At 55.2% G+C, this 13,500-nt stretch carries 13 protein-coding genes; all 13 read right to left on the bottom strand.

The window, feature by feature from the left end; all coding sequences use genetic code 11:
• Positions 1 to 73: 73 nt before the first annotated feature.
• Positions 74 to 808 carry an SDR family NAD(P)-dependent oxidoreductase gene (locus J9880_RS16890; protein ID WP_133824154.1) on the bottom strand — a complete coding sequence of 245 codons (735 nt, stop codon included), beginning with the start codon at positions 806 to 808 and terminating at the stop codon, positions 74 to 76.
• Positions 809 to 816: 8 nt separating this feature from the next.
• Entirely contained in the window at positions 817 to 1,071 is a 255-nt protein-coding gene (locus tag J9880_RS16885; protein ID WP_095922316.1) for an acyl carrier protein, read from the bottom strand.
• A 56-nt stretch (positions 1,072 to 1,127) separates the two neighbouring features.
• Positions 1,128 to 1,952 (bottom strand): MaoC/PaaZ C-terminal domain-containing protein, encoded by an 825-nt coding sequence (locus J9880_RS16880; RefSeq protein ID WP_131694388.1) that lies wholly within the window; start codon positions 1,950 to 1,952, stop codon positions 1,128 to 1,130.
• Positions 1,952 to 3,223: a beta-ketoacyl-[acyl-carrier-protein] synthase family protein gene (locus J9880_RS16875; RefSeq protein ID WP_232769653.1), complete on the bottom strand. Its 1,272-nt coding sequence runs from the start codon at positions 3,221 to 3,223 to the stop codon at positions 1,952 to 1,954. The genes J9880_RS16880 and J9880_RS16875 overlap by 1 nt, the downstream gene beginning before the upstream one ends.
• 3 nt (positions 3,224 to 3,226) lie before the next feature.
• Positions 3,227 to 4,621 (bottom strand): efflux transporter outer membrane subunit, encoded by a 1,395-nt coding sequence (locus tag J9880_RS16870; RefSeq protein ID WP_119822397.1) that lies wholly within the window; start codon positions 4,619 to 4,621, stop codon positions 3,227 to 3,229.
• Positions 4,618 to 6,561: an ABC transporter permease gene (locus tag J9880_RS16865; RefSeq protein WP_232769652.1), complete on the bottom strand. Its 1,944-nt coding sequence runs from the start codon at positions 6,559 to 6,561 to the stop codon at positions 4,618 to 4,620. The genes J9880_RS16870 and J9880_RS16865 overlap by 4 nt, the downstream gene beginning before the upstream one ends.
• The gene (locus J9880_RS16860; RefSeq protein ID WP_408637208.1) at positions 6,554 to 7,735 is read right to left on the bottom strand and encodes an efflux RND transporter periplasmic adaptor subunit; all 1,182 of its coding nucleotides are present in this window, start codon (positions 7,733 to 7,735) and stop codon (positions 6,554 to 6,556) included. Before J9880_RS16860 ends, J9880_RS16865 begins: the two co-directional genes overlap by 8 nt.
• Positions 7,732 to 9,870: a peptidase domain-containing ABC transporter gene (locus J9880_RS16855; RefSeq protein WP_195817224.1), complete on the bottom strand. Its 2,139-nt coding sequence runs from the start codon at positions 9,868 to 9,870 to the stop codon at positions 7,732 to 7,734. Before J9880_RS16855 ends, J9880_RS16860 begins: the two co-directional genes overlap by 4 nt.
• 63 nt (positions 9,871 to 9,933) lie before the next feature.
• The gene (locus tag J9880_RS16850; protein ID WP_232769651.1) at positions 9,934 to 10,695 is read right to left on the bottom strand and encodes a lysophospholipid acyltransferase family protein; all 762 of its coding nucleotides are present in this window, start codon (positions 10,693 to 10,695) and stop codon (positions 9,934 to 9,936) included.
• 185 nt (positions 10,696 to 10,880) lie between these two features.
• Positions 10,881 to 11,555, bottom strand: a complete 675-nt coding sequence (locus J9880_RS16845; protein ID WP_095922323.1) for a DsbA family protein — start codon at positions 11,553 to 11,555, stop codon at positions 10,881 to 10,883.
• Positions 11,556 to 11,693: 138 nt separating this feature from the next.
• Positions 11,694 to 11,885, bottom strand: coding sequence for a DUF4762 family protein (locus tag J9880_RS16840; RefSeq protein WP_095922324.1), 192 nt, complete (start codon positions 11,883 to 11,885; stop codon positions 11,694 to 11,696).
• A 525-nt stretch (positions 11,886 to 12,410) separates the two neighbouring features.
• Positions 12,411 to 13,055 carry a protein phosphatase CheZ gene (gene cheZ, locus J9880_RS16835; RefSeq protein ID WP_095922325.1) on the bottom strand — a complete coding sequence of 215 codons (645 nt, stop codon included), beginning with the start codon at positions 13,053 to 13,055 and terminating at the stop codon, positions 12,411 to 12,413.
• Between the two features lie 10 nt (positions 13,056 to 13,065).
• Complete coding sequence (gene cheY / locus J9880_RS16830) at positions 13,066 to 13,455, bottom strand: chemotaxis response regulator CheY (RefSeq protein WP_095922326.1); 390 nt, start codon at positions 13,453 to 13,455, stop codon at positions 13,066 to 13,068.
• Positions 13,456 to 13,500 lie beyond the last annotated feature (45 nt).

Below are 13,500 nucleotides of genomic sequence, written 5' to 3'. Positions count from 1 at the left end.
CTGAGACAGTGCGAAAATAAAAAAACAGGACGCAATGCGTCCTGTTTGGGTCAGGCAGACGATAAGGGGGGGATCAGGCGGAAAGACCACCGTCCAGAATGAGAGATTGTCCGGTCATGTACCTGCTGTCTTCACCGACCAGCCACGCCACCGCGCCTGCCACTTCGTCCACCTTTCCGAAACGTTTCATCGGAATGGTTTTACGCAGTGCAACCAGCTTGTCTTTAGGCATATCCGCGAGGATTTCGGTGTCGATATAGCCAGGCAGCAGGCAGTTAACCCGGACGTTAAAGCGCCCCAGTTCAACCGATAACGTCCGCGCCAGGCCGATCATCGCAGCCTTACTCGCCGCATAAGCGCTCTGGCCACTGTTACCCTTTATGCTGGTCACCGACGACATCATTACCACCGAACCCCCGCCCTGCATCATCATCGGTTCGAGTAACTGGCTGTTCCAGTAGAAAATGGCGTTTAAATTGGTGTCCATGACGTTGCGCCAGTTATCCGCATTCTGGTGAATATGCAGCGCATCAAGCGTGATACCCGCATTGTGTACCATGGCGTGCGGCGCGCCGTAGCGTGCCAGCAGGTCAGTGGCCAGACGCGTAACCGCCTGCTCATCACGCCCGTCGCACTGATGGCTTTCGACCCGGCCGGGCAACCCCACGCAGGCCAGTTCCACCTCGCGGGCGGCGCTTTCGCCCTGACACCAGGTAAACACCACATTCCATTCTTTCGCCAGACGCTGCACGGCGGCGCGTCCGATCCCCCGGCTGCCACCGGTGACCAGAATCCATTGATTTCCCATGACGTCATTCATGGCTTAGTGGCTTTTTCGCTGAGATACTGGCACAGCTCACGCAGCGTAATGTTGACGTTATCGACGAACAAATCAGCCTCGATGGTGACGCCAAACTCTTTCTTCGCCAGCACCATCAGTTCAACGTAATCCAGGCTGTCGAGTTTGAGCTGATACAACGGCATGTCCGGGGTGAGATCTTCCTGCTCCAGATCCTTCGCGTCACACAGCATCTCGCAAACCTTGCTGTAAACCTCATCATAATTCGCCATGTTTTATTCCTTTAAGTGAGTCAGTTGTCTTTGTTTATTATGAAAAAATCAGTGTGCTATTCCGTCAGCGGTCCGGTTTTCAGCGTGACCGCGACGGACATCAGCGGTTCACCGGCCTGCCATGCCTGAATGCCTGCCAGCAGCACCAGCCCGCGCTGTTTTTCGCCCATAACCAGCGTCGGCCGGATGGCGTAATCTATCGCGCCGAAACGCTGTCCCTGCCCTGTCTGCGTCAGTAATCGCGGGGAAAAATGCGTTTCATGATGCGTCTGCACCACCTGTACCAGAGTAAAAACGTCACTCAGGCGGGTCGCCTGAAGCGACGGTAAAAGACTGTGCACGGTTTCCAGCGTCTGCGGGGCATTCACCATCTGGCGAAACAGCACCGCGTCGAGAAAGCTCCACGCCGGCACCACCGGGCTGCCGACAGCCAGAAACTGAGTATGCAGCGTTGCCAGTTCCTGCGCGGCCAGCGTATTCCCCGGCGTGTGCGGCGACAGCACCAGTGCCTTCGTCGGTGTCAGTTTGCTGCTGATGCTGGCCTGCTGTGTCTGTGCATGACGCAAGCTTGCGCTCAGCTGCACCCCGTCATCACGCAGCGTTTCGCGCACCGGCAGCTGATACGGCGTGTCGCACAACACCGGTTCGCGCAGACGGCTGGTGAACATCAGTCCGTCTGCCGTTAACCCATGCTTTTCCTGCGAAGTAGTCAGTACCAGTTTCATATCCAGCATTGCGCGCATTCCGTGAACGCATAATCCGGTCAGACCAAGACGCCGCGCCTCAGCCGCGTCAAAATGGATCGGATTGTAATCACCGGAAAATGCCGCCCAGCGTTCGGCATCCGACAGGCTGTAACGCAGAGTGTCACCCGCCAGCATTATTTCCCCCTTCCGATCACCAGCGCGGCGTTCGCCCCGCCGAAACCGAAACTCAGATTCAGCGTGGTGTTCAGTACCGCCGGGCGATGCACGTTGGCGACGTAATCCAGATCGCACGCCGGATCGGGCGCATCGAGATGGCAGGTCGCGGGCATGATCTGATGCGCAAGCGCCTGCAGGCAGACGATGGATTCAAAACTGCCTGCCGCCGCGATCAGATGTCCGGTATAGGATTTGGTGCTGGAGCACGGCGTGGCGTAAGCCGCCGTTTCGCCCAGCGCAATCTTGATCGCTTCAGTTTCGTTGAGATCGTTGAGCGGCGTAGAGGTGCCGTGCGCATTGATATAATCCAGATCGCTGGCGGCAATACCGGCCTGCGCCAGCGCATGGCGGATAGTTTGCACCCGCGCAATTTTGTCTTCAGCCGGTGCGGTAAAATCAAAGGCATCCGAGAAATTGCCGTAACCCAGGATCTCACCGAGAATGTTTGCGCCGCGCGCCAGGGCCGATTCCCGTTCTTCCAGACACAGCACCGCCGCACCTTCGCTAAGCACAAAACCGTTGCGATGCAGGCTGAACGGGCAACAGGCGCGGGTGATCTCTTCCTGTTCACTGGCCAGCGCGCCCAGCACGTCAATATTCCATACCGCCGAATCAGAACGCAGTGATTCTCCCGCGCCCGCCAGCATCATGCCGGCCCGGCCATTGCGGATCAGTTCGAAAGCGTCGCCGACCGCCATGGTTCCGGTCGCACAGGCCGCCACCGGCGTGTTCTGATAGCCACGCAATCCCCACAGCAAACTGACTGCCGCCGTGGCGGAATTCGGCATGGAGAAAAAGCAGCCAAAAGGAGATCCCATACCGGTACGCAGATAGTCTTCGTAATGCAGCTGAGTTTCATCCTGCCCCGCCCAGCCGGTGCCCATAATGACGCCGCAGTCGCGCAAATCGTAATGTTGCTCCGGTTTGTCATCGCCAAACGCCATCTGCATGGCTTCCCGCGCAGACGCCAGCGTCAGCCGTGCATAACGCGGCAGGCGGCGACGGATTGCCGCAGGCACGCCTTTGAGCGAAGGTTCATGATCAATCAGGCCGTAAAAACGGGATTTAATCCCCGCAGCTGATTTGTCGCAGTAGCGGTAGCCGGGGGTGTAATCCATGATCGCGGCCCAGCTTTCGGTGGAGTTCACCCCCAGCGGGGTCACCGCCCCGTAACCGGTCACGACCACCCGACGCGGCGTATCAGCCGTCTGTAAAACATCCTTTTGCATGCTTTATCCTTGTTGACTCAATGTGTTGTCTTCCCCGCCCCCCAGCGCCAGCCAGAGTTTCATCGTGGAATACAGGTAGTTATATTGCGTGGTGACCAGCGTGTTCTGGCTGTCCAGCAAGGTGTTCTGCGCGTCGAGCAGCGTCTGATACACCACCGAACCGTGGCGATACTGGCTTTCCACCAGTGCCAGCCGCTGCTGACTTAATGCCAGATCTTGCAGCTGTCGCTGTTTTTCCTGCTGATAGGTCAGGCGCTGCGACATGGCATTGTCGATATCCTGCAACGCGCTGTAGGACGCGCTGCGGAACTGAATCGCCGCGGTTTGCACATCCAGACCGGATTGTTCAACGGTCAGCCGCACTTTGTTCCATTCGATAAACGGCAGGTCGAGCGCAGAACCGAGCGTTCTGGCCGGATTGCTGAACCATTGCTGAAACACCGAAGCCCCGGCATTCAGCGACGCATTGAGCGTCAGCGACGGATAAAAGCTCAGCCGGGCGACGTCCGAACCGGCCAGCGCCGCACGCAGATTCAGTTCAGCCGACTGTACATCCGGCCTTCTGGCGATCACGTCAAGCGGTAAACGCTGCGCCACCGGCACGCTCTGATGAATATCCAGCGACTGACGCTCCGCAGGGTATTGCCCCGGCGGGCGGCTGAGTAAAATCGCCAGTGCATTACGGTTTTCATCGCGCTGTTGATACAAATCGCGCAGGTTGTTTTCGCGGCTCAAAACCGTTTGCTGTGCCTGCAAATAATCCAGCTGACCGAGATCACCGGCCTTCCAGCGCGAGGTCACCATCACCTGCGTTTCCCGGGCAATCGCCAGACTTTGCTGCAAATTACTGATCTGCTGATTGAGGCTGGCAATCTGCCAGTAAAGCTGTGAAGTCGTGCCAATGAGCGTCAGCGCCGTGGCCTGCAAATCCTGTTCCGAGGCTTTTGCCAGCCAGTCGGACTGCTCACGGGTGCGCGCCAGTTTTCCCCACAGATCCAGCTCATAAGAGGCCGACAGTGAGTTTGCGTAACTTTCGACCGGCGTGGTGTCGCGGCGCATATTTTTGGTGTTGCTGGCCGATGCACTGGCGGAGAAATCAGGGGTCTGATTCAGATCTGAGAGTCCCGCCGTCAGCAGCGCCTGCCGCAGTTTAATGCCCGCCAGCGCCAGATCGTTATTGCTTTGCAATGCGGAAACAATCAGCCGTGACAACTGCGGGTCATCAAAGTTATCCCACCAGTGCGGAGAAAATTTCGCCACGCCTTCGCCGGTATCCTGCACGCGCCAGGTTGGCGGAACTGACAGCATCGGCCGCTGGTATTCGCTTTTCAGCGCCTGACCACAGCCGGTCAGCAGTAACGTCATCACCGCCATTGAGAGTAAATTCAGTTTGTTCATTCGCGTGCCAGCGCCTCTGTCGGATGCAAACGCGCGGCGTTGCGTGCCGGGAAAAAGCCGAAGCCGAGTCCGATAAGCGCCGAGAAACCGCAGGCTAATAGGATCGGCGGCCAGGTGAAAATCATGGTGAATTCCTGCGTAACCTGAGAAAAAATCAGCCCCGCCACGCCGGATCCGACAATGCCGGTCAGACCGCCGAGGGTACAAATCACCACCGCCTCAATCAGGAACTGACGCATGATGTCCGCCGGACGTGCGCCAACCGACAGACGAATGCCAATCTCGTGCGTTCTTTCCGTCACCGACACCAGCATGATGTTCATCACGCCCACACCGCCCACCAGCAGCGAAATTCCGGCAATTGCGGTGATCAGTAACGTCATGGATTCCGACGTTTTACGGATGGTTTTCGTCAGCTGATCATTGGTCATGGTGAAGAAATCGCGTTTACCATGCGACGCATCAATCAGTTGTTCGACGTTGCGCTGGGCGACATCCGTCGGGTAACCGTCGGCAATGCGCAGGGTGATGGATTGCAGCGGCGTATCCCCCGACATGCGCTCGAGCAGCGAGGTGTAAGGGATCCACGCGCCGAGCTGCTCGCCGATATACTTTGGCCCTTTTTTATCCGCCACGCCGATCACCCGGTAAGGCACGCCGGAAAGCTGGATAATTTCGCCCAGCGGATCCTGTCCGGGAAACAGCGTGCTGCGCACATTCGGGTCGATGATCACCACCGGTTCGCGGTCATCGAGATCGCGCGGCGTAAAACGGTTTCCGGCTATAAAATTCAGCCCCTGCACACGGAAGAATCCGTTACTGACGCCCGACAACGACACCAGCACCTGCTTACCGCCACGGATCGCCATGACGGTTTTGCTCACCACCGGCGACAGGCTGTCGATGTACGGCTGTCTGCCGAGCAAATCCACGTCTTCCAGCGTCAGGGAACGTTCAAAATCAGGACGCGGTTTATCCCAGCCCAGACCGGGCTGAATTTCGATGGTGCTGGTACCAAGCTGGCTTATCTGGCTGAGAATGCTCTGCCGCGCGCCCTCGCCCACCGCCATTGAGGACACCACCGAAGAGATGCCGATAATGATGCCGAGCATGGAAAGAAAAGCGCGGATCCGGTGCCCGAGCAGGGAACGCCACGCCATGCGCACCGCTTCTTTCAGGCTCTGCCACAGCGGCGTGCGTCCGGTGGCGGCAATGGCCGGTAACCCCTGAGATTTGCCCTGCTGCATCACCGGATTGATGCGATCCGCGACAATCTCGCCGTCGTGGATTTCGACAATACGCTGGCACTGTTCGGCAATGCTGCGGTCGTGGGTGACGATAATCAGCGTATGCCCCGCCTGATGCAGGCCATGCAAAATCGCCATCAGCTCCTGACCGCTGGTGCTGTCGAGCGCGCCGGTCGGTTCATCGGCGAGGATCACCGGCGCACCGTTCATCAGTGCCCGCGCAATGCTGACGCGTTGCTGTTGCCCGCCGGAAAGCTGCGCAGGCCGGTAATTCATGCGGTTGCCAAGGCCTAACCGGTTAAGCAAATGTTCCGCCCGCGCCTGACGCGCCGCCGCGGGCATGTCGGTATACAGCGCCGGAATGGTGACGTTTTCGAGGGCCGTGAGATACGGCATCAGGTGATAGCGCTGAAAAATAAAGCCCAGATACTGGCTGCGCAATTGCGCCAGTTGTTCGCTGGTCGCCACATGCGCAGGCACATCCATAATGCGCATTTCGCCTTCCGACGGCTTATCCAGACAACCGAGAATGTTCATCAGCGTCGATTTACCCGAACCGGACGCGCCGATAATCGCCAGCATTTCCCCGGCATTGACGCGCAGGGAAATGTCTTTGAGCACCGTGACGGCAGCGTTGCCCTCACCAAAACGGCGGGAGATATGCGAAAGTTCGATGACCGGAGAATTAGCCATTTGCCGTCACAGCCTCATTTTGCATCACCACCACCTGCTCACCTTCGCGCAACCCGTCTTTCACTTCGACAAACTGACGGTCATTGATGCCCGCACGGATCACCCGTGGTTCGGTCTTATCGCCGTTCACCACCTGCACCTGATACCGGTCATCGCCCAGTGGCTGACCCAGCGCCATCACCGGCAGACGCAGCACATTTTTAGCCTGTTCGGTGATGATAAAGACCTGCGCGGTCATTGAGGTGCGCAGCAAATGACCGGGGTTCGGCACGCTGAACACGCCGTTGTAATAGACGGCAGAAGGTTGTTGAGTCTGGCTGCTGGTGCTTTCATCCTGTAAGGCGTCGTTTGGCGCGTCCTGCAAGGTGCCCATGACGCTCTGATAACGATGTTTGGGATCGGCGACCACGTAAAACCACAGCGGCTGGCCGGGATGCACTTTCAGGATGTCGGTTTCTGAGATACGGGTTTGCACGGTCATGGTATCGACGTTGGCGAGCACCAGAATGGTCGGCGCGGTCTGCGAGGACACCACGGTTTGCCCTTCTTTGGTGACGATGCCCAGCACCTGTCCGTCCACCGGTGCCAGGATCCGCGTATAACCCAGATTGGCTTTCGCTGTTTCCAGCGCCATCTGCGCCTGCACAATCTGCGCTTCGTTGACTTTGATTTGCGCTTTCTGGGTATCGACTTTAGCCTGCGCCTGCTCGAGATTACTTTTGGTGCCTGAGCCGTCGCGATCCATCTGTAACTGACGTTTCAGCTCCAGCTGATATTGCCTGAGCGTGTACAGCGACGCCTGTTTTTGCGCCACGGCACTGTCGAGTTCCGCCTCGGATTTGCGCAGTTCGCTCTGTTGCAGAGTCGGGTCGATTTCCGCCAGTAACTGGCCTTTGGTAACGCGATCGCCCGCACGGACATACAGTTTTTTCAACTGACCGTTGACCTGCGCACCGACGTTGACCTGCGCGGAAGGCTTGAGGATACCGGTCGCCAGTACGGTTTTTTCGATATCCCCGCGGCCGATAGCCTGCGAAACCTGCGGCGCGGCGGTGCCGGACATCATGCGGTGTATGCCGTACGCAGCCCCGGCCAGCAGGATCAACAACACAATGATCAGCGTATAAATGACCTTGCGGCGTCCGGCGGCGATGTGTCTGACTGAGTTACTCACGCCGGTTCTCCCTGCGGAGTGATAACGGAAATCACAGCCCCCGTTGTCGCCGCTACGCGGCCATTTCTCATCACACAGACCCGGTCAAACAGGGACAGCGCGGTTTCACTGTGCGTCACGGTGATCAGGGTTTTCCCGTATTCACGGCAATGGCTGATCAGGGTTTGCATCACCTGCTGCGCCGTTTCTTCATCGAGATTGGCCGTCGGCTCATCCAGCACCATCACCGGACAATCGCTGTACATCGCACGCGCCAGCATCAGACGCTGGCGTTGCCCCAGCGACAGCGCGGGATGGCTTTCACGGATCAGCGCGTTTTGTTTGCCTGGCAGACGGTCGATCACCTCCGTCAGGTTCAGCCCGCGCAGCGACTTATCGATACGCAGCTGTTTTTGCGCGTCGTGTTCACGATCAAACAGCGTGATGTTTTGCAGAACGCTGGTATTGAACAGGATGTCCTCCTGACTTTGCAGGAAGAACAGCTTCTGTGCCTGACGGCTGCTGACCGGGTGTCCGTCGGCCAGGATTTCTCCGCCCTGAGGCTCGATAAGCCCTGTAATGACTTTCAGCAGCGTACTTTTCCCCGCGCCCGACTCACCGACAATCGCCAGCGTTTCGCCCTGACGCACCGTCAGCGACACGTGATCCAGCACCGGTTTACCGGGATCGTAAGCAAACTGAAGTGCCCGGTAGCTGAGCTGCTGGCTGAAGCGGACAGGCGGCAGCACGTCACCGGCGGCCTCTTCCCTGACCGGCGGGAACAGATCGGCGGCGCGGGTATCAATCACGTGCAGCTGGTTCTTTTGCAGCACAGAGAAGAAAATCTGCGTGATGTAAGCGGTAAAAATCTGGCGCACAAAGCTGTAGGCGAAGAATTCACCCAGTGAAATCCGGTTATCTTTCAGCAACGGCAGCGCCAGCAGCATAAAGAACACCATCTCGAGGCTGCCAATCAGCTGATACAGACTGCTTTTCACCTGCTCGTACACTTTCTGTTTCTGGCGGCAGTCAAACAGCGACAGCGCATATCCGGCGAATGCCGCCTGACGCTGGCTGTTCAGCCCGGCGGATTTGAGCGTGGCGAAACCCTGAATCGTTTCCAGCAGGAAGTCGCTTTGTTCTGCACTCTTTACCTGAATCTGCTGGGTGTAATGGCGGTCGCGGAAAATCGCCCAGACGCTGACCAGCCCCATCAGCGTGACGCCGATGGCGGAAATGCCGGCCAGCAACGGGCTGATATAGCACATCACTGCCAGCGCAATCACACCGACCACCCAGTCCACACGCAGGCCGTTATCCAGCTCGATTTTTTGCGCCGCCGCCATCTGCCAGCTGGAGAAACGGCTGTAGATTTCGCCGGGGCTGCGCTTCTCAAAGAACGAAAGCGTGTTGTTCAGCAACCGGGCAAAACCGCTGACGCTTTGCATCACGACAAAACGTTTGATAAACCGCTCGGTCACGCTGCGCACAATAAACGCCAGCAGCGTCGAGACCACGAAGGCCAGCAGATAATAGAAATACGGGAATTCGGTTTTGCCGCCGGAAGAGAAAACGTTGTTGATTGCCGAGCTGACCATTACCGGCATGATGAACAAGGTCAGTGACACCAGGAATGCCAGCAACATCAGCTTGTAAATACCGGGGATCGCCGCCGTTTGTTTCAGGCTCATGCATTCGAGCGCACGGAAACGACGCGTGCGCGGTTGTTTTTCTGCTGTCTGCGCAGTGCGCGGCGCCTCCTGATCGAGCACCACCGCGTAACCGCTGATTTCAGATTTGAGCGCGGCAACCGGCAGAAGCTGTTCGCCAATCGCCGGATTCATCACGCAGACATAGCTGCCCTGACGATAGGCCAGCAGGACATAGTGACTGGCACCGTAGTGCAAAATGGCCGGTAATGGCAGTTCTGCCAGCTCATCGAAATCAAACGCCACCGGATACGCCGGGATCGCCAGCTCAGATAAGATGTCGCACAGGGTCGACAGCGCGGTGCCGTGGGACGATGTCGGGAAACGTTCGCGTAACGCTTCAAGCGGTGCGCTGATGCCCTGAGTTTCCGCCAGCATAGAAACACAGGCCAGCGCGCATTCGTTCGTTTCTGCCTGATAAACCAGCTTAGGAATAATATTATCCATAATCGATACCTTAAAACGCCCTGTTCTTTTCAGTAATATCGCTGCGCTGTTGCGGATGGGTTTTCATTCATTAATAAAAAATAACGAATGCGAATGCCACAGCATCCAGTCGGTTGAGTGTTCACGAATACTTTGTTCAATAATGTGCGGCATTTTTTCTTTTAATTCTTTAGCACCGACCGGGTCATGAATAACGATATTCAAACCTTTGTCATAATAAAGATGATAAAAAATCACCTTCGCAGACATCATTCGTGCCAGCCGGATAATACCGCTGTGTAAACTGGCGGGACGACCAAATATCCGGCAGGATAATTTTTCAGCTTTGTCTTTACTGGCGAACTGCGTGAAATCAGGCGTGATATCCGGGAATAAAATAATATTCCGCTGGTTATCGGCGGCCTCCATGACCGACGTCATCAGATTCCCGGCAATATTTTTATTATCTTCATGTATTGAACAATAGGTCAGATCGACGCCACCCAGTTGCCGTTCCGCTGCGGAATGTGCATCCGCGCTGCGCGAGGTAATGACCGTTGCTTTACCCGGAAACGCCGCGGCACCGACCATGGTACTGAGTACGTCCGACACCATGTGTAGTGGCGCGAGGATCACCGGCTGACCGGCGCGTTGCAGCGGCTCGACCACCGCATTGAGCCGGGCCGAGCAGTCGGCCAGCTCACGTAATGCACGGCGATTCTGTCCGTAGGTCACCGCCTGAATCAGCAGCTGTCGCCGCTGGGTCAGCCAGATATAATCAAATTTCTTATTGTCATTCATCAGACACTGACGGTTAGACTGCGCGACCGCCGCCCGTAACTTCACATCACGCCCTGTCAGCCCTAAATAGCGGCTGACGTGGGACAAAGCAAAAATAACGCGATAATGCATGTGCCGGAATAATAAACAATGCGCCCTGTAGCCAGTAAGCCGGAGTTTATACAAAAACCACTGACATCTGACGGTGAGGTTTTTCCAAAACAGCGCGCACCACAGGGCAACGAATTTCATTATTTCTCCGGCGCCTGATCATTCTTCAAAATAGAAAGTAATTTGTCAGAGAATGACGGAAAATCACGATCCTGAATCGCTACCCATTTTTTGGCCACAATAAAGGTCGGGGTCGCATTAATGTCGTAATACTGTGAAACGCGGGTCATATAATCGAGCAGGTCTTTGACTTCTGCCGACTGACTGACTTTATGGTATTCATCGACATCAATCTTATTCTCTGCCAGCCACGCATCTCGTTTTGCCGGATCACCTAAATCAATGTGATTTTTCATGACCGCGTCATAGGCGCTTTCACGGTGGGCTTCTTCAATGCCCATCACCTGCAATGTGGCAAATACCGGTGCAAAGCGCGCCAGTCCGCCCTGATTATCCAGGCTGAAGTGCAGACGAACCAGTTTCTTGCCCGCTGGCATACGTTTTTCCAGCGCCTCAACATTCTTTTCGTTTAATGCACAGTAATGACAACCGTATGAGAAGATTTCAATAATATCTTGCCCATCCGTAATCGGACTTTTGGCTAATTTATCCGCCGACAGCGACGTCAGAACCTGTTGTCCGTCATCGCTGGTTTGGTTGCGTACAAGGTAATGGATCCAGGCTGTCGTAATCAGCGCTGAAATAACTGCGACAAAAACGGTATACGCCAGAATGGGCAGAATTCTTTTTTTCATGGGAGGCTTTTCATCCTGAAATAATAATACGCGACGCTCACCGGGGAAATATCAGGCGGGCGTTGTAAAGGTAATACAACGCCCTGTCAGATAAACAGTAAAACTATTTAGTCTGATTTAATAAGAAACAAATGTTTCTCAGCCTACGTTACCGCAGTTGATGATGGCTGCAGCGGTGAAGGTTTTAGTCACAACACCATTTTTGTCAGTACAAGTTTTCACTGCATTACAAACGGTTGCATCACCCACCAGGTTTAATTCAAAGCTGTTTACGCAAGTCGTGGTACCGCCAACAATTGCGCTTGCTTCATTCATGTTGATCTTTTTCATCTGTGATATCCTTATTTAGTCAGAGTTAATATAAAAATAGTTTGGGGATATTATTCACTGACCTGTTTCCAGTGAATCCCCGCACAGAAAAACATGATAAAACACGTCCTCCTGTGCTCCGAAATAATTACCCAGAACAGAAACATTCAGGCTTTCATTGTCGGATGCGGCGCATTGTAGCGGCGGTTTTTTAATTGGGCAATACACCTGAAATGACATAAAACGAGCAAAATCAACCGTTCCATTACCTATGTCACAGGAGTTTTCTGATATAAAATTAAGATAAAGCGCATCGGATAAATTCAGCCGTGCCCGATGCCAGATCTGCCTTATTTATGATGCAGGATATTTCCCGGATAATATTAAGAATACCGGATCCCCGAAGGGCAAAATATTTTAAAAAATATTGGAGTTAAGCGTGACGTAACGCTTTTGCGGGGACTTAGGAAGGAAAATACAGCAAAGGGAGCCAACATCCCATCCGCCTCCTTTCGCAGGAAACGGATGGGCACAACACGTTCTTCATCAGAAACCTAATGAATCCAGCAGATCATCAACCTGTTCTTGCGAAGCCACCACACCGACGCCGTTGGCGTCGAGTTGCGGGCCGTTCAGCAGACTGTCATTTTCGCGCTTGGCTTTAACCTGTTGTTCAGGAATGTTTTCCATCAGCACCATTAACAGCTGATTTTCAATTTCCTGTACCACGGTCATCATGCGTTTGATGACCTGACCGGTCAGATCCTGGAAGTCCTGCGCCATCATGATTTCCATCAACTGAGCATTGGTGAAGCTGGTGTGCTCAGGGATTTCTTTCAGGTAGCTGCGGGTGTCCGTGACCAGTTCGCGGGCATCCGATAATTCAATCGGATTTTCAAACCACTCGTCCCAGCGCTTGTCGAGTTTTTTGGCACCCGACTCCAGTTTGTTCTGGCGTGGCTGTGCGGCCTCGACGCAGTTCAGGGCGCGTTCAGCCGCCTGAGCCGTCATGGTCACCACGTAGTCCAGACGATCCCGGGCATCCGGGATCGCTTCTGCCGCCTGAGCAATGGCCTGATCCAGGCCAAGTTCACGCATACTGTCACGCAACATACGGGTCAGTTGCCCAATGCGGGCGATAATATCGCCCGCGGTGGCTGCATCATTTGCAGGCATTGGTATCTCTGCCATATATGTACTCCTACATGCCCAGTTTTTCGAAGATTTTGCCCAGCTTTTCTTCCAGCGTGGCGGCGGTGAAAGGTTTCACAACATAGCCACTGGCCCCGGCCTGTGCGGCGGCAACGATGTTTTCTTTCTTCGCTTCTGCCGTCACCATCAGCACCGGCAGTTTGGACAGTGCGCCGTCAGCACGGATGGTTTTCAGCAGATCCAGACCGTCCATGTTAGGCATGTTCCAGTCGGATACCACGAAGTCAAAACCTCCGGCACGCAGTTTGTTCAGTGCATCGACACCGTCTTCCGCTTCTTCAACGTTGTTGAAGCCCAGCTCTTTCAGCAGGTTGCGAACGATACGACGCATGGTAGAGAAATCGTCTACTACCAAAAATCTCAGATTTGGATCGGCCATGTTTTATCTACTCCTAAGGTTTGCTACCCAGCGCAAGGCTGAAAA

This window comes from Rahnella victoriana, from assembly GCF_021276285.1.
In the GTDB taxonomy this organism is placed as follows: Bacteria; Pseudomonadota; Gammaproteobacteria; order Enterobacterales; family Enterobacteriaceae; genus Rahnella; species Rahnella victoriana.
The sequence above is the reverse complement of the archived record's forward strand: the minus strand, read 5'-3'. Positions and strand labels throughout refer to the sequence as shown.

Bases quoted from the DNA above. Each gene is read 5' to 3' on its own strand.
- J9880_RS16885 (WP_095922316.1), bottom strand. From the start codon at position 1,071: ATGGCGAATTATGATGAGGTTTACAGCAAGGTTTGCGAGATGCTGTGT.
- J9880_RS16880 (WP_131694388.1), bottom strand. From the start codon at position 1,952: ATGCTGGCGGGTGACACTCTGCGTTACAGCCTGTCGGATGCCGAACGC.
- cheY (WP_095922326.1), bottom strand. From the start codon at position 13,455: ATGGCCGATCCAAATCTGAGATTTTTGGTAGTAGACGATTTCTCTACC.
- J9880_RS16840 (WP_095922324.1), bottom strand. From the start codon at position 11,885: ATGAAAAAGATCAACATGAATGAAGCAAGCGCAATTGTTGGCGGTACC.
- J9880_RS16855 (WP_195817224.1), bottom strand. From the start codon at position 9,870: ATGGATAATATTATTCCTAAGCTGGTTTATCAGGCAGAAACGAACGAA.
- J9880_RS16870 (WP_119822397.1), bottom strand. From the start codon at position 4,621: ATGAACAAACTGAATTTACTCTCAATGGCGGTGATGACGTTACTGCTG.
- J9880_RS16875 (WP_232769653.1), bottom strand. From the start codon at position 3,223: ATGCAAAAGGATGTTTTACAGACGGCTGATACGCCGCGTCGGGTGGTC.
- cheZ (WP_095922325.1), bottom strand. From the start codon at position 13,055: ATGGCAGAGATACCAATGCCTGCAAATGATGCAGCCACCGCGGGCGAT.
- J9880_RS16865 (WP_232769652.1), bottom strand. From the start codon at position 6,561: ATGGCTAATTCTCCGGTCATCGAACTTTCGCATATCTCCCGCCGTTTT.
- J9880_RS16845 (WP_095922323.1), bottom strand. From the start codon at position 11,555: ATGAAAAAAAGAATTCTGCCCATTCTGGCGTATACCGTTTTTGTCGCA.
- J9880_RS16890 (WP_133824154.1), bottom strand. From the start codon at position 808: ATGGGAAATCAATGGATTCTGGTCACCGGTGGCAGCCGGGGGATCGGA.